Below are 15,966 nucleotides of genomic sequence, written 5' to 3' on the forward strand. Positions count from 1 at the left end.
ATGCGTCGGGGCGTCGCCGGGACGGGTCGCGGTCGTCCGTTCCGCCCGGGTCTGTGGTGGTCCTCACACCGGTCGCCGGGTCCGCCGCGAGCCCGCCACGAGAACGCGGCGGCCCACGCGGTCCGGGCCTAGGGGCGCACGGCGGACCCGCGCGCCCCTCGGCCCGCGCCGGCTACCCGGTGTTCGGGGACCGCGGCGGGCTGACGGTCCGTCGGGGGCTGCGGCGCTGCGAGGAACAGCGGACCATCAGCTCGGTGGGCATCAGGGTGCCCGGCGGCGGCCCGGCCCCGGCGGTCCGGTAGCGCGGCGGGAAGAGCCGGCCGATGTCCACGCCCGTCCCCGAGTCGACTCCCTCGATGGCGTCGATCAGCAGGTTGACGACCGTGGTGCCGATCCGCCGCGGTTTGAGCGAGAGCGTGGTGATCGGCGGCTCGGTGCCGGAGTACACGTCGCTCTCGCTGCAGCAGACCAGCAGCAGGTCCTCCGGCACCCGCAGCCCGTACCGCCGGGCGGCGGCGAGCAGATCGGTGCCGTTGGGGTCGAACAGGCCGTAGACGGCGTCCGGGCGGTCCGGACGGGCCAGCAGCCGGTCCGCGGCGACCGCGCCGGCCGCCGGGTCGTGGGCTGGGTAGGACTCGTAGACGGGTTCCTGGCCGACCCGGCCGCACCAGCCGAGGTAGGCCTCGGTGGAGAGCCGGGTGTAGGTGTCGGTGGAGGTGCCGGTGAGCAGGCCGATTCGGCGGGCGCCGGCCTCGCTCAGGTGGTCCAGGATGCCGAGGACGGCCGCCTCGTGGTCGTTGTCCACCCAGGCGGTGACCGGGCAGTTGCCCGGCTTGCCGTCGCTGACCACCGGCACGCCGGACCGGTAGAGCTCGCTGACCAGGGGGTCCTGGTCGGGCGGGTCGATGACCACGGTGCCGTCCAGGGCGATGTTGCTCCAGACGTCGTGGCGGGAGGAGGCCGGCAGCACCACCAGTGCGTAGCCGCGGCTGAGTGCCGCGCTGGTGGCCGCCCTGGCCATCTCGGCGAAGTAGGCGAACTCGGTGAAGGTGAAGGGCTCCTCGCCGTAGGTGGTGACCGTCAGTCCGATGAGTCCGGACCGGCCGGTGCGCAAGGTTCGGGCCGCGGCGGAGGGGCGGTAGCCCAGGCGCTCGGCGACCTCGCGCACCCGGCTTCTGGTTTCGTCGGGTAGGCGGCCCTTTCCGTTCAGCGCGTCCGAGACCGTGGTGATCGACACTCCGGCGGCTGCCGCCACATCCCGGATGCCGGCCCGCTCCAGACGCCGCGAGGTGGTGGGTCGCCGACCGTTCTGGTTCGCTGCTGCTGTCATGGCGGACCGATCGTATGGCGCACGACCCCGTTCTGTGACCGGGTGGCTACAAGACGTCGGAGAGACGTTTCTCCATGAGCGGCTCTGAGTACAGCCCTGGATACCTGCGGTTTTTCGGCGCCCTGACCTCTGACATGTGCCATGGGAACCCGGCAGAATGGCTGATCTGCACCTGTGACCCGGACGAGCATCTCACCCCTACGGGTGAGCGGGGTCGGTATCGTTCGGGGCACCCGACCGGGGTGGCACGGGTGCGTACCGAGGACTCCGCACGACGGCGATCCCGTACGTGCGCAGACCATCGCACGAAGAGATATGGAGACCACCGTGAGCGGTACGGCAGCGCAGGGTCCGCGGCTCCGCCCGAGCCTGGACGGCATCCCCACCTACAAGCCCGGCAAGCCCGCCGGGGCCGACGCGTACAAGCTGTCCTCCAACGAGAACCCGTACCCGCCGCTCCCGGGCGTCCTGGAGTCCGCCGTGGCGGCCGCCGGTTCGTTCAACCGCTACCCCGACATGGCCGCCACCGCGCTCACCGAGGAGCTCGCCCGGCGCTTCGGCGTCCCGGCCGAGCACGTCGCCACCGGCACCGGCTCGGTCAGCGTCGCGCAGTCCCTGGTGCTCTCCACCGCGGGCCCGGGTGACGAGGTGATCTTCGCCTGGCGTTCCTTCGAGGCCTACCCGATCATCACCCAGGTCGCCGGCGCCACCCCCGTCCCGGTGCCGCTCACCGCGGCCGAGGAGCACGACCTCGACGCCATGCTCGCGGCGATCACCGAGCGCACCCGGCTGATCTTCGTCTGCAACCCCAACAACCCCACCGGCGCGGCGATCCACCGCGAGGAGCTGCTCCGCTTCCTGGACGCCGTCCCGGGCGACATCCTCGTCGTCCTGGACGAGGCCTACCGCGAGTTCATCCGCGACGAGCGGGTGCCGGACGGCATCGAGCTCTACCGCGACCGCCCCAACGTCTGCGTGCTGCGCACCTTCTCCAAGGCGTACGGCCTGGCCGGCCTGCGGGTCGGCTTCGCCATCGCCCACGAGCCGGTCGCCACCGCGCTGCGCAAGACCGCCGTGCCGTTCGGCGTCAGCCAGCTCGCCCAGGACGCCGCGGTGGCCTCGCTGCGCGCCGAGGACGCCCTGCTGGAGCGGGTCGAGTCGCTGGTGGAGGAGCGCACCCGGGTCACCGCCGCGCTGACCGGGCAGGGCTGGACCGTGGTCGACTCGCAGGCCAACTTCGTCTGGCTGCGGCTCGGCGAGCGCACCCTGGACTTCGCCGCGGCCTGCGGCGCGGCCGGCGTGGTGGTCCGCCCGTTCCCGGGCGAGGGCGTCCGCGTCTCGATCGGCGAGGTGGCCGGCAACGACATCTTCCTGGCGACCGCGGAGGCGTTCCGCAAGGAGCTGTAGCCCGAGGAGCCGTAGCCCCGAGGCCCCGGGCGGCCGGTCCCCCCAGGGGATCCGCGCCGCCCCGGGGCGCGCCCGCCTCAGAACGGGACACGAACTCCCTGGGAAGTCCCTGGACGCTCGTACACCCGTCCGGTGCCGTGGAGCGGGGTCCGGCGCCCGGTTGTCCCGGTCCGGTGGCAGATGTCCGGATTGCTGGCACCAGGCTGCTCACAGTCCGGGCCCAGGACCCGGAAAGGGCGCCCGGCGAAGCTGTCCGGCATGAAGGTGCTCCCGCGACGGCGTGGTGCCGTCCTCGTCAACTCCGCGCTCGGTGTGGCCCTGTTGGGCGGGGCCGCCGTCGCGTACACCACCCTGGACGCCGGCCCCAGCGCGGCCGCGAGCCGGACCGGGGTGCGGACCGCGACGGTGGCCAAGGGCACGGTCCTGGCCACCGTGTCCGGGTCCGGCACGCTCGTCTCGCCCTCCGACGCCGGCCAGGACTTCACCACCGGCGGCAAGGTCACCGCGATCAAGGTCGCGGTCGGCGACGCCGTGACCAAGGGCCAGGTCCTCGCCACCGTGGACACCACCGCGGCCAAGCAGCAGGTCGCCGCCGCCGAGGCCGCCCTGGACACCGCCGAGGCCAACCTGGACAAGGCCGAGGCCGGTGAGACCGTCACCACCACCTCCGGCGGCTCGGCCGCCAGGACGGGCGGCGGCTCCCAGACCCAGGGCGGCGCCACCCCGCAGCCGGCCGCCACCACGACCACCACCAAGGTCGACCAGGCCCAGGTGGCCCAGGCCAAGCAGCAGGTGGACACCGCCGAGACCAACCTCGCCAACGCCAAGACCGCGCTGGCCGGCACCACCCTGACCGCCTCCGCGGACGGCACGGTCGCCTCGGTCTCGGGCCGGGTCGGCGACACCGTCTCCGGGACGACCGCCTCCGGCGGTGGCACCAAGTCCGGCACCGGCACCGGGTCGACCTCCTCCTCCGGGAGCGCCCCGAGCGGCTTCGTCGTGCTGACCAACCCCACCGGGATGCAGGTCACCGCCAACTTCTCCGAGCTGGACTCGCTGAAGCTGAAGAAGGGCCAGTCGGCCACCGTCACGCTCAACGCGCAGTCCGACACCAAGCTCAACGCCACCGTGCTGTCGGTCAGTTCGCTCCCGGTGTCGAGCGGCGGCAACGGTTCCGGCGCCGTCCAGTACGCGGCCAGCCTGCAGATCACCGGAGACACGGCCAAGCTGCGCACCGGGCTGAGCGCCACCGTCTCGGTGGTCACCGGCGAGGCCTCCGACGCGCTCTCGGTGCCCACCGCGGCCCTGGCGGGCACCGGAGCCAGCCGGACCGCCACCCTGGTCCGCGCGGACGGCGGCACCGAGCGGGTCCCGGTCACCGTCGGCGTGGAGGGCGACTCCACCGTCCAGGTGGTCGAGGGCCTCAAGGAGGGCGACAAGGTCGAGCTCACCAGCACCACCGCGGGCACCGGCAACGGCTTCCCGGGCGGCGGCTTCCCCGGCCTCGGCGGTGGCGCCCTGCCCGGCGGCCAGGGCCAGGGCGGCGGCGGACAGCGCGGCGGCGGTGCCGGAGCCGGCGGGGGCGGCCGCTGATGCCCGGCCCCAAGCCCCCGGTGATCCAGCTCCGCGGGGTCACCAAGTCGTACGGCCAGGGCGAGGCCGCCGTGCACGCGCTGCGCGGGCCGAGCGGCCCCGACGGCGAGCCCCTCGGCGTCCGCCTGGACGTCGAGGAGGGCGACTACGTCGCGGTCATGGGCAGCTCGGGATCGGGCAAGTCCACCCTGATGAACATCCTCGGCTGCCTGGACGTCCCCAGCTCCGGCCGCTACCTGCTGGACGGCATCGACGTCGGCGGGCTGGACGAGCACCAGCTCGCGCTGGTCCGCAACCGCAAGATCGGCTTCGTCTTCCAGTCCTTCAACCTGGTGCCCCGCACCACCGCCCTGGCCCAGGTGGAGCTGCCGCTCGCCTATGCCGGGGTCAGGTCCGCCGAGCGGCGCCGCCGGGCCGAGGCCGCGCTGGCCCTGGTCGGGCTGGCCGAGCGCGCCGGACACCGGCCCAACGAGCTCTCCGGCGGCCAGCAGCAGCGCGTCGCGGTCGCCCGGGCGCTGGTCACCTCCCCCGCGATGCTGCTGGCCGACGAGCCCACCGGCAACCTGGACAGCCGCTCCACCGAGGAGGTGCTCGCCATCATCGACGGGCTCAACGCGGCCGGCCGTACGGTCGTGATGATCACCCACGAGGACGAGGTCGCCCGGCACGCCAAGCGGGTCGTCCGGCTGGTCGACGGCGCGATCGTGTCGGACGTCCGCCAGGCCGCCGTGGACGGGCCGCCGCCCGCGCTCGCCCAGGAGGTGGGTGCGTGATCACCTGGCAGATGCTCCGCTTCGCCGTCGCCGGCCTGGCCGCCAACAAGGTCCGCTCCGCGCTCACCATGCTCGGGGTGCTGATCGGCGTGGCCTCGGTGATCCTGTTGCTCGCCGTCGGCAACGGCTCCTCGGTCGCGGTCAAGGACTCGATCACCGCGCTCGGCACCAACGCGCTGACCGTCTCCTCCACCCAGCTCCGCGGCTCGGCCACCACCCCGCGCAAGCTCACCGTGGACGACGCCCGGGCGCTGGCCTCCACCGCGGACGCACCGGCGATCAAGTCGGTGGCCCCCGTGGTCACCACCTCCGGCACCGCGCTGTACGGCGACATCTCGCACCAGCCGGGCTCGATCGTCGGCACCTACCCGGCGTACTTCGAGACCGCCAACCAGAGGGTCGACCGCGGGGACTACTTCTCGAACGACGACGTGCTGGCCGCCCGCAAGGTGGCGGTGATCGGGGCCACCACCGCCAAGCAGCTGTTCGACACCGCGGACCCGGTCGGCCGCCGGATCACCATCGGCGGCACCCCGTTCACCGTGGTCGGCGTGCTCCGCCCGAAGGGCTCCACCGGCTTCGGCGACCCGGACGACGTGGTGATCGCGCCGCTGCCGACCGTGCAGAACGCCTTCACCGGCTTCGGCTCGGTCAACCAGATCCTGGTGCAGGCCCGCTCGGCCGATGCGGTCACCGAGGCCCAGTCCGACGTGACCCGGATCCTGATGGGCACCCACGCGATCAAGGACAGCACCAGGCTGGACTTCCGCATCGCGAACCAGGCCTCGCTGCTGACCGCCCGCGAGTCCACCACCCGCACCTTCACCGTGCTGCTCGGCGCGGTGGCCGCGATCTCGCTGCTGGTCGGCGGCATCGGGATCACCAACATCATGCTGGTGACCGTCACCGAGCGGACCAAGGAGATCGGCATCCGCAAGGCGCTCGGCGCGCCCCGGGCGGCTATCCTCGGGCAGTTCCTCACCGAGTCGACCCTGCTCTCGGTGATCGGGGCGGGCCTCGGGGTGGTGGTCGGCCTGGTGGGCGCCCGGTTCCCGATCGTCGGCATCGAGCCGGTGGTCATCCCCGGGTCCGTGCTCGGGGCGTTCGGCATCGCCGTCGCCATCGGCCTGTTCTTCGGCAGCTACCCCGCCAACCGGGCCGCCCGGCTCCGGCCGATCGACGCGCTCCGCCACGAGTGACCGGGCACCGGCCGCCCGCGACCGGGCGGCCGGGCCCACCCACGGGACCACCCGGATCCAAACGAAGACCAGACGACCAGACAATCTGACGAGGAGTACCCGATGTCCGAGGAGCAGGAGCTGCTCGCCACCGCGCCGGACGCCCGCGACGTGACCGCCGAGCTGGCCGCGCCGCCGCGCCGGCCCCTGCCCTGGCTGACCCTGGCCCTGGCCGGCGGGGTGATCGCCACCCTGTCCTTCGCCGGAGGGGTCTGGTACCAGAAGGACAGCGCCCCGGCGGGCGGCGGCGTCCGGGCGGCGGCCCAGGGCGGCGGCCAGCAGGGGTTCGGCGGCTTCGGCGGGCAGAACGGCGGCCGGCGCGGCGCCGGGCAGGGCCAGAACGGCCAGCAGGGCCAGGGCGGCGGCCGGGCCGGTCAGCAGGGGCAGGGTGGTCAGGGGCAGGGCGGTCAGGGCGGCGCCGGGTTCACCCGGGGCACCGTGAAGGCCGTGGACGGCACCACGGTCTACCTCACCGACCCGAGCGGCAACACCGTCAAGATCACCACCGCCGACAGCACCAAGGTCAGCCTCAACAAGGAGGGCAAGGTCGCCGACCTGCTCCCCGGGCAGACCGTCACCGTGGTCGGCACCCGCTCCGCCGACGGCGGCTACACCGCCACCCAGCTCACCGAGGGCGCCGCCGGCGGCTTCCCCGGAGCCCGCCAGCAGGGCGCCGCCCCGTCGACCAGCGGCTGACCCCGGGCCGAACCCGGGCGGATCCCCCGAAATCACGCCTGACCGCCCGGTCGGGCGTGATTAATCCAACCTTCATCAACCGCGCATAGCCTCCCCGAGCTATCGTCCGATGGGTAACTTTCGTCCGACCGGGAGGCGGATCAGCTGTGTCAGGGACTGTGCGGACCGCAGGAGGCCCGCTGCCGGGCGGCGGCGCCTCCGGCGAGGCGTTCCTGCTGGTCGTCGACGACGAGCCGAACATCAGGGAGCTGCTCTCGGCCAGCCTGCGGTTCTCGGGCTTCCGGGTCGCCTCCGCGGCCACCGGGGAGGAGGCCCTCGCGGCCGTCGCCGCCGAGCGCCCCGACCTGGTGGTGCTCGACGTGATGCTGCCGGATCTGGACGGGTTCTCCGTGGTCGAACGACTGCGCGAGCAGTCCCAGTGGTCGCAGGGCGGCGAGCACGTCCCCGTGCTCTTCCTCACCGCCAAGGACGGCACCGGCGACAAGGTCCAGGGCCTCGCGGTGGGCGGCGACGACTACGTCACCAAGCCGTTCAGCCTGGAGGAGCTGATCGCCCGGATCCGGGCCATCCTCCGCCGGGCCGGCGGCCCCGCCGACGACGGCCGGCTCGCCGTCGCCGACCTCACCCTCGACCCGATCGCCCACGAGGTCACCCGCGGCGGCCTCCCGGTCTCCCTCTCGCCCACCGAGTTCAAGCTGCTGCACTACCTGATGGCCAACGTCGGCCGGGTGGTCTCCAAGGCGCAGATCCTCGACCACGTCTGGGCCTACGACTTCGGCGGCGACCTCTCCATCGTCGAGTCGTACATCTCCTACCTGCGCCGCAAGCTCGACTCCGGCCCGGCGCACGGGCCGAAGCTGATCCACACGGTGCGCGGCATCGGGTACGCGCTGCGCCGCCCGCCGCAGGGCTGACCACGACCGTGGCCCGCTTCTCGCTGCGCACCCGGCTGCTGGTGCTCGCCCTGCTCCTGGTGACCACCGGCCTGGTGGTCAGCGACACCCTGGTGCTAGGGACCGTCCGCCGGCAGCTGGTGGAGCGGGCCGACGTGCAGCTGACCCGGTTCGCCGAACCGCTCGCCAAGCGCAACCCCGGCCGGATCGCCCAGCAGGGCGGCCAGCCGGGTCAGGCCCCGGGGCCGGGCCAGCAGGGTCCGTTCGGGCAGCTCGGCCCGCTCGGCCAGGTCAACCGCCGGGCCGGCCTCGCCCTGCCCAGCCAGTACGTGGTCCAGTACCTCGGCGCCGACGGCGCGGTGCAGACCGTGCTCCGCCAACCGATCGCCGACTCCGACCCGGCGCCCGAGGTGACCGGACTCACCCCGGACACCCTCACCGCCCGCAAGGGCCGCGCCTTCACCGTCCCCGAGCTGCCCGACGGCGGCAGCTGGCGGGTCCTGGTGCTGCCCCTCCAGCGCACCGCCGGCTCCGACTTCTCGGCCCCCGCGTACGTCCTGGTCGCCGTCTCGCTGTCCGACGTGGACGCCGTGATCGAGCGGATGCGCATCACCTTCCTCACCATCGGCGGCGTGGTCCTGGCGGGCATCGCCGTGCTCGGCGCCTTCGCCGTCCGGGCCGGGCTGCGGCCGCTGCGCCGGATCGAGCAGGGGGCCGCGCGGATCGCCTCCGGCGAGCTCTCCCACCGGATGCCCGAACTCGGCGGCCGGACCGAGGTGGGTCGGCTCTCCACCGCGCTCAACGGCATGCTCAGCCAGATCGAGGCCGCGTTCGCCGCCCGGGCCGCCTCCGAGGCCCGGATGCGCCGGTTCGTCGCCGACGCCTCGCACGAGCTGCGCACCCCGCTGGCCGGCATCCGCGGCTTCGCCGAGCTGTACCGGATGGGCGCCCTGCCGGACGTCGACCGGGCCATGGACCGGATCGAGAGCGAGGCGGTCCGGATGGGCCGGCTGGTCGAGGACCTCCTCACGCTGGCCCGGCTGGACGAGGAACGGCCGCTCGCGCTCGCCCCGATGGACCTGCGGACCCTCGCCGCCGACGCCCTGCACGACCTGACCGCGCTCGATCCGGGACGCCCCGTCTCACTCACCGGACCGGACGGCACCGGCGCACCCCAGCCCGCGCCGGTCCTCGGCGACGAGGCCCGGCTGCGCCAGGTGGTCACCAACCTGGTCGGCAACGCGGTCAAGCACACCCCCGCCGGGACCCCGGTCCGGATCGGCGTGGGCGCGCGCGGCGGGCAGTGCCTGCTGGAGGTCGCCGATCACGGTCCCGGGCTGACGGAGGATCAAGCCGCCCTGGTTTTCGAGCGGTTCTACCGGGTGGACGCCTCGCGCAGCCGCAAGGACGGCGGGGGGGCGGGCCTCGGGCTCGCCATCGCCAGCGCCCTGGTGCGCGCCCACGGGGGCACCATCAGCCTGGAGAGCGAGCCCGGCCGCGGCGCGGCCTTCCGGGTCGAGCTGCCGCACCAGCGCTGAGTCCGGCGGCGGTCCGGCCGGGTGCCAGGCCGCTGTCAAGTGCCGCCGCGTCCAGCCGGCTCTCCCGGTGGTTCATTGTCGCCGCGGGAGTCCTATCGGATGATCTCCTTCAACGACAACCACACCCCGCTCACAGGTCCCACGTAAGCATGGTGGATACTGCCCTTGTGAAAGTGTTCACTTTCACAAGCGGGCAAGCTTGGCGTGCTTCGGAGCGGTTGCGTGCTAGAGGTACGTCTTTGCCCGGTTTCGTACGGATTTCTTGGTGAGAGAAGGGCGCAGTGGAGCTAGCAGTCGCTCACGAGACCATCGCGCGATGGCAGTTCGGCATCACCACCGTCTACCACTTCCTCTTCGTCCCGCTGACCATCAGCCTGGCCGCGATCGTCGCCGGGCTGGAGACGGCCTGGATCAGGACCGGCAAGGAGAAGTACTTCCACGCCACCAAGTTCTGGGGCAAGCTCTTCCTGATCAACATCGCGATGGGCGTGGTCACCGGCATCGTCCAGGAGTTCCAGTTCGGCATGAACTGGTCGGACTACTCGCGGTTCGTCGGCGACGTGTTCGGCGCCCCGCTCGCGATGGAGGCGCTGATCGCCTTCTTCTTCGAGTCCACCTTCATCGGCCTGTGGATCTTCGGCTGGGACAAGCTGCCGAGGAAGCTCCACTGCGCCTGCATCTGGCTGGTGGCGATCGGCACCGTGCTCTCCGGGTACTTCATCCTGGCGGCCAACTCCTGGATGCAGCACCCGGTCGGGTACCGGATCGACCCGGCCACCGGGAAGGCCCAGCTCACCGACATCGGCCGGGTGCTGTTCCAGAACACCACCCTGGTCCAGGCGTTCCACACGATCACCGCCGCCTTCCTCACCGGCGCCGCCTTCATGGTCGGCATCGCCTCGTACCACCTGTGGCGGGCCAAGCGGGGCAAGGAGACCGACGGCCGGAAGACCGCCTCGATGCGGACCTCGCTGAGGGTCGCCCTGGTCATCGCCGCGGTCGCCGGCCTGGGCACCGCGGTCAGCGGCGACAGCCTCGCCAAGGTGATGTTCGAGCAGCAGCCGATGAAGATGGCCGCCGCCGAGGCGCTGTGGGAGACCCAGGCGCCGGCGCCGTTCTCCGTCTTCGCGGTCGGCGACGTCAACAAGGGCCACAACTCGGTGGAGTTGGAGATCCCCGGGATACTGTCCTTCCTCGCCAACGGCGACTTCAGCTCCGCCGTCCCCGGTATCAACGACACCGCCGCCGCCGAGGCGGCCCGGTACGGCGGCGAGCCGCAGGACTACATCCCGAGCATCTTCGTCACCTACTGGGGCTTCCGCCTCATGATCGGGTTCGGGATGACCTCCTTCGTCGCCGCGCTGATCGGGCTGTGGACCACCCGCCGGTCGTTCTGGCTGGCGCCCGAGCACCGCACCGGCGAGGAGGAGCCGCCGAAGCTGATGCTCACCAAGCACCGCGAGATGAACACCCTCCTCACCCGGTGGAGCTGGCGGATCGGCATCCTGACCATGGGTTTCCCGCTGATCGCCAACAGCTTCGGCTGGATCTTCACCGAGATGGGCCGTCAGCCCTGGGTGGTGTTCGGCCTGATGCGCACCGCCGACGGCGTCTCCCCCAACGTGAGCGTCGGCACCCAGATCGGCGCCCTGTGCACCTTCACCGCGCTCTACGCGATCCTCGCCGTGATCGAGGTCAAGCTGCTCGTCAAGTACGCCAAGGCCGGCCCGGTCACCTCCGAGAAGCCCCCGGCGAAGGACCCCACCCTGCGCGGCCCGTCCTCCGACGAGGACGCCGACAAGCCCCTCGCCTTCGCCTACTGAGGACGCCACCATGCAGCTTCACGACGTCTGGTTCATCCTGATCGCCGTCCTGTGGACCGGGTACTTCTTCCTGGAGGGCTTCGACTTCGGCATCGGGATCCTCACCCGCACCCTCGCCCGGGACACCACCGAGCGGCGAGTCCTGATCAACACCATCGGCCCGGTCTGGGACGGCAACGAGGTCTGGCTGCTGACCGCCGGCGGCGCCACCTTCGCCGCCTTCCCGGACTGGTACGCCACCCTGTTCAGCGGCTTCTACCTGCCGCTGCTGGCGATCCTGGTCTGCCTGATCGTCCGCGGCGTGGCCTTCGAGTACCGGGCCAAGCGCACCGACGAGCGCTGGCAGCGGAACTGGGAGCTCGCCATCTTCTGGACCTCCCTCGTCCCCGCCTTCCTGTGGGGCGTGGTCTTCGCCAACATCGTCCACGGCACGGCGATCGACGGTCAGAAGAACTACATCGGCGGCCTCGGCGACCTGCTCACCCCGTACGCCCTGCTCGGCGGCCTGGTCACCCTGCTGCTGTTCACCTTCCACGGCGCGGTGTTCGCCGCCCTCAAGACGGTCGGCGAGATCCGCGAGCGGGCCCGGACCCAGGCCGCCGTGCTCGGCCTCGCCACCGCCCCGGCCGCGCTGGGCTTCCTGATCTGGACCCAGGCCGACCAGGGCGACGGCTGGAGCCTGGCCGCGCTGGTGGTCGCCGTGCTCGCCCTGCTCGCCGCGCTCGGCGCCAACCGGATCGGCCGCGAGGGCTGGGCCTTCGCGCTCTCCGGACTGACCGTGGTGGCCGCCGTCGCCATGCTCTTCCTGGCGCTCTTCCCGGACGTGATGCCCTCCACCCTCGACCCCGCCTGGTCGCTCACCGTGGAGAACGCCGCCTCCTCGGCCTACACCCTCAAGGTGATGACCGTCGTCGCGGCCGTGTTCACCCCGATCGTGCTGCTCTACCAGGGCTGGACGTACTGGGTGTTCCGCAAGCGGATCGGCGTCCAGCACATCCCGGCCGCGGCCCCGGCCGCCGACCACTGACCACTGACCACTGACCCACGGGGAACAGCCATGGAACGACGGCAGTCGATGCGCCCGGTCGACCCCCGGCTGCTGGCCCACGCCCGCACCACCCGCGCCTTCCTCGCCGGATCCGTGATCCTCGGCGGGGCGGGCGCGGTCCTGGTGGTGGCCCAGGCCAGCCTGATCGCCGAGATCGTCGTCCGCGCCTTCCAGCAGCACAGCTACGACCTGACCGGGCCGCTGCTCGGCCTCGCCCTGGTCGCCCTCGGCCGGGCCGCCGTCGCCTGGCTGACCGAGCTCGCCGCCCACCGCTCGGTCGCCCGGGTGAAGTCCACCCTCCGCCGCCGCCTGCTGGAACACGCCACCGCCCTCGGCCCGGCCTACCTCACGGGCCGTCGCACCGGCGAGCTCACCACCCTCGCCACCCGCGGCATCGACGCCCTGGACGACTACTTCGCCCGGTACCTGCCCCAGCTGGCCCTGGCCGTGGTCGTGCCCGCCGTGGTGCTGGCCCGGATCCTCGGCGCCGACTGGGAGTCCGCCGCGATCATCGCGGTCACCCTGCCGCTGATCCCGCTGTTCATGGTGCTCATCGGCATGGCCACCCAGAGCCGGATGGACCGCCAGTGGGCCGGACTCTCCCGGCTCTCCCACCACTTCCTCGACGTGGTCGCCGGCCTGCCCACCCTCAAGGTCTTCAACCGGGCCAAGCACCAGGCCCGGACCATCGCCCGGATCACCGACGACTACCGCCGGGCCACCCTGAAGACCCTGCGGATCGCCTTCCTCTCCTCCTTCGCTCTGGAACTCCTCTCCACCCTCTCGGTCGCCCTGGTCGCCGTCTCCATCGGCTTCCGGCTGGTGAACGGCACCCTGGACCTGGAGACCGGGCTGCTGGTCCTCGTCCTCGCCCCCGAGGTGTACCTGCCGATCCGCCAGGTCGGCGCGCTCTACCACTCCAGCGTCGAGGGGCTCACCGCCGCCGGGGAGATCTTCGAGGTCCTGCAGACCCCGCTCCCCGCGGGCGGCACCCACCCGGTCCCGCCACTGGACCGCGCCGTCATCACCCTCGCCGACGTGACCGTCACCCACCCCGGACGCAGCCACCCCGCCCTCGACGGCCTCTCGCTCACCCTCCCGCCCGGCCGGACCACCGCGATCACCGGACCCAGCGGTGCCGGCAAGTCCACCCTGGTCTCCGTCCTGCTCGGCTTCACCCCGCCGGACCGCGGGCGCGTCCTGATCGACGGCCGCGACCTCGCCGACCACGACCTCGACGGCTGGCGCCGGCAGATCGCCTGGGTGCCGCAGCACCCGTACCTCTTCGCCGGGACCGTCGCCGAGAACGTCCGGCTCGCCCGCCCCGACGCCACCGACCTCCAGGTCCGCGACGCCCTCGCCGCCGCCCACGCGGACGGCTTCGCCGAGCCCGGCACCGTCCTCGGCGAGGGCGGGGCCGGCCTGTCCGCCGGGCAGCGGCAGCGGCTGGCGCTGGCGCGGGCCCTGCTCACCGACCGGCCGCTGCTGGTGCTGGACGAGCCGACGGCGAACCTCGACGGCGCGAGCGAAGCCGCGATCGTCACCGCCCTCGCCGCCCTCCGCGGCCACCGCACCATCCTCCTCATCGCCCACCGCCCCGCCCTCCTCACCACCGCCGACCACCGCCACCACCTCACCGCCGCGCACGGGCTCACCCCCACCCCGGGCGGGGTCACCACCAGGGGCGCGGGGAACTGCGCGAACCGGGAGGCTCAGACGGTCAGGTCCGGCGCCGACAGCATCCCCCTCCCGCAGTCGGTGCCCCTGGAAGGGCGAACCCGGTTGCCGGAGGCCGTACCGAACAACGAGCCGGGGTCCGAACCGGATCTTGCCGAGGGTGCCCTCCGGACCGCGCAGTTCCCCGCGCCCCTGAGGGGCCCGGGTGCCGCGCCCAGACTCTGGCCGTCGGTGGGGCTCGGGGCGTTGGGGCTCGGGTGTGCGGTGGCGTTGATGGCGACGTCGGGGTGGCTGATCTCGCGAGCGTCGGAGATGCCCCCGGTGCTGTACCTGATGATGGCGGTCACCTCCGTCCGGGCGTTCGGGATCGGCCGCAGCGTGTTCCGCTACGCGGAGCGCCTGCTCTCCCACGACGCGGTGCTGTCCGCCCTCGGCGGCGTCCGGACCGCCGTCTACGCCCGCCTGGAGCGGCTGGCCCCGGCGGCGCTGCCGGCGTACCGGCGGGGTGATCTGCTGGCCCGGCTGGTCTCGGACGTGGACTCGGTGCAGGACCACTACCTGCGCTGGCGGCTGCCGGCCGCCGTCGCGGTGGTGGTGTCGCTCGGGGCGTCGGCGGCGCTGGCGGCGTTCCTGCCGCTGGCGGGGGCCGTGCTGGCGGTGGGGCTGGTGCTGGCGGGGGCCGTCGTCCCGGCGTTGGGGGCCCTGCTGTCGGGGCGGGCGGAGCGGCGGCAGTCCCCGGCGCGGGGTGAGTTGTCGACCGCGGTGGTGGAGACGTTCACCGGTACGGCGGAGCTGACGGTCGCGGGTGCGCTGCCTGCCCGGCTGGCCGGGGTCAGGGCGGCCGACGGGCGGCTGACGGCGCTGGCGGCCCGCAGTGCGGCGGGGGCGGCGCTCTCGGCCGGGCTGACGGCGCTGGTGACCGGCCTCACCGTGACGCTGGCCGCGGCGGCCGGGGTGTGGGGGGTGCGGACGGGCGCCCTGGAGCCGGTGTGCCTGGCGCTGGTGGTGCTCACGCCGCTGGCCGCGTTCGAGGGGGTGGCGGGGATGCCGACCGCGGTCCGGTTCCGTGAGCGGGCGCGGGCCGCCCGGGCCCGGCTGGACGAGGTGCTGACCGCGCCGGAGCCGGTGGTCGAGCCGGCCGAGCCGCGTCCGCTGCCCGCCGAGCCGCTGCCGGTCGCGGTCCGCGGGCTGTCCGCCCGGTGGCCGGGGGCGGAGCGGGACGCGCTGTCGGGGGTGGACCTGGACCTCGCCCCGGGCCGCCGGATCGCGGTGGTCGGTCCGTCCGGTTCGGGCAAGACGACGCTGGCGCAGGTGCTGCTGCGGTTCCTGGACCAGCGCGAGGGCCGGGTCGAGCTGGGCTGTCCACAGCCTGTGGACAGCCGCGAGCTCGCCTCGGATGACGTCCGCCGGGTGATCGGCCTGTGCGCCCAGGACGCCCATGTCTTCGACAGCTCGCTGCGGGAGAACCTCCGCCTCGCCGCGCCCGGTGCCGGCGAGGAGGATCTGCGCCGGGCGCTGGCCGCCGCCCGGCTGCTCGACTGGGTGGACACCCTGCCGGACGGCCTGGACACCATGGTCGGCGAGCACGGCGCCCGGCTGTCCGGCGGCCAGCGCCGCCGGCTGGCGCTGGCCCGGGCACTGCTGGCGGACTTCCCGGTGCTGGTGCTGGACGAGCCCGCCGAGCACCTGGACCTGCCCACCGCCGACGCGCTCACCGCGGACCTGCTGGCCGCCACCGAGGGCCGGACCACCCTGCTGATCACCCACCGGCTGGCCGGACTGGACGACGCCACGGTGGACGAGGTGCTCGTCCTGGACGCCGGCGAGGTCGTCGAGCGTGGCCGCTGGTCCGAGCTGATCGCCCGTCAGGACGGGCGGCTCGCCGCGATGCGGCGGCGCGAGCTGGCGGCCGACACGCTTCTGGAGCCGGTCTGACGCACGGGACGAACC

General features: G+C 73.3%; 11 protein-coding genes. 10 read left to right on the forward strand and 1 reads right to left on the reverse strand.

The window, feature by feature from the left end; all coding sequences use genetic code 11:
- Positions 1 to 172: 172 nt before the first annotated feature.
- Positions 173 to 1,330, reverse strand: a complete 1,158-nt coding sequence (locus ABWK59_RS18190) for a LacI family DNA-binding transcriptional regulator (protein ID WP_354641641.1) — start codon at positions 1,328 to 1,330, stop codon at positions 173 to 175.
- Between the two features lie 315 nt (positions 1,331 to 1,645).
- On the opposite strand from ABWK59_RS18190, the gene hisC reads away from it, so the two are divergent.
- The 10 genes from hisC (at position 1,646) to cydD (ending at position 15,951) form a co-directional block, all read left to right on the forward strand.
- A complete protein-coding gene (gene hisC, locus ABWK59_RS18195; RefSeq protein WP_354641642.1) occupies positions 1,646 to 2,737 on the forward strand; it encodes a histidinol-phosphate transaminase in 1,092 nt (363 codons plus the stop codon).
- Between the two features lie 258 nt (positions 2,738 to 2,995).
- Positions 2,996 to 4,330: an efflux RND transporter periplasmic adaptor subunit gene (locus ABWK59_RS18200; RefSeq protein WP_354641643.1), complete on the forward strand. Its 1,335-nt coding sequence runs from the start codon at positions 2,996 to 2,998 to the stop codon at positions 4,328 to 4,330.
- Positions 4,330 to 5,103: an ABC transporter ATP-binding protein gene (locus ABWK59_RS18205; protein WP_354641644.1), complete on the forward strand. Its 774-nt coding sequence runs from the start codon at positions 4,330 to 4,332 to the stop codon at positions 5,101 to 5,103. Before ABWK59_RS18200 ends, ABWK59_RS18205 begins: the two co-directional genes overlap by 1 nt.
- Positions 5,100 to 6,302, forward strand: a complete 1,203-nt coding sequence (locus tag ABWK59_RS18210) for an ABC transporter permease (protein WP_354641645.1) — start codon at positions 5,100 to 5,102, stop codon at positions 6,300 to 6,302. The genes ABWK59_RS18205 and ABWK59_RS18210 overlap by 4 nt, the downstream gene beginning before the upstream one ends.
- A gap of 102 nt (positions 6,303 to 6,404) precedes the next feature.
- Positions 6,405 to 7,037: a DUF5666 domain-containing protein gene (locus ABWK59_RS18215; protein WP_354641646.1), complete on the forward strand. Its 633-nt coding sequence runs from the start codon at positions 6,405 to 6,407 to the stop codon at positions 7,035 to 7,037.
- A 179-nt stretch (positions 7,038 to 7,216) separates the two neighbouring features.
- Positions 7,217 to 7,951: a response regulator transcription factor gene (locus ABWK59_RS18220; protein ID WP_354645001.1), complete on the forward strand. Its 735-nt coding sequence runs from the start codon at positions 7,217 to 7,219 to the stop codon at positions 7,949 to 7,951.
- Positions 7,952 to 7,959: 8 nt separating this feature from the next.
- Positions 7,960 to 9,468, forward strand: a complete 1,509-nt coding sequence (locus tag ABWK59_RS18225) for a sensor histidine kinase (RefSeq protein ID WP_354641647.1) — start codon at positions 7,960 to 7,962, stop codon at positions 9,466 to 9,468.
- Positions 9,469 to 9,749: 281 nt separating this feature from the next.
- Positions 9,750 to 11,291 (forward strand): cytochrome ubiquinol oxidase subunit I, encoded by a 1,542-nt coding sequence (locus ABWK59_RS18230; protein WP_354641648.1) that lies wholly within the window; start codon positions 9,750 to 9,752, stop codon positions 11,289 to 11,291.
- A 10-nt stretch (positions 11,292 to 11,301) separates the two neighbouring features.
- A complete protein-coding gene (gene cydB / locus ABWK59_RS18235) occupies positions 11,302 to 12,318 on the forward strand; it encodes a cytochrome d ubiquinol oxidase subunit II (protein WP_354641649.1) in 1,017 nt (338 codons plus the stop codon).
- Between the two features lie 48 nt (positions 12,319 to 12,366).
- Entirely contained in the window at positions 12,367 to 15,951 is a 3,585-nt protein-coding gene (cydD, locus tag ABWK59_RS18240) for a thiol reductant ABC exporter subunit CydD (RefSeq protein ID WP_354645002.1), read from the forward strand.
- The last annotated feature ends 15 nt before the right edge of the window (positions 15,952 to 15,966 follow it).

This window comes from Kitasatospora sp. HUAS MG31 (assembly GCF_040571325.1).
GTDB lineage: Bacteria > Actinomycetota > Actinomycetes > Streptomycetales > Streptomycetaceae > Kitasatospora > Kitasatospora camelliae.

Excerpts from the sequence above, each read along its gene's own strand:
- cydD (WP_354645002.1), top strand. The coding sequence starts at position 12,367 with ATGCGCCCGGTCGACCCCCGGCTGCTGGCCCACGCCCGCACCACCCGC.
- ABWK59_RS18190 (WP_354641641.1), bottom strand. The coding sequence starts at position 1,330 with ATGACAGCAGCAGCGAACCAGAACGGTCGGCGACCCACCACCTCGCGG.
- ABWK59_RS18200 (WP_354641643.1), top strand. The coding sequence starts at position 2,996 with ATGAAGGTGCTCCCGCGACGGCGTGGTGCCGTCCTCGTCAACTCCGCG.
- hisC (WP_354641642.1), top strand. The coding sequence starts at position 1,646 with ATGGAGACCACCGTGAGCGGTACGGCAGCGCAGGGTCCGCGGCTCCGC.
- ABWK59_RS18205 (WP_354641644.1), top strand. The coding sequence starts at position 4,330 with ATGCCCGGCCCCAAGCCCCCGGTGATCCAGCTCCGCGGGGTCACCAAG.
- ABWK59_RS18215 (WP_354641646.1), top strand. The coding sequence starts at position 6,405 with ATGTCCGAGGAGCAGGAGCTGCTCGCCACCGCGCCGGACGCCCGCGAC.
- cydB (WP_354641649.1), top strand. The coding sequence starts at position 11,302 with ATGCAGCTTCACGACGTCTGGTTCATCCTGATCGCCGTCCTGTGGACC.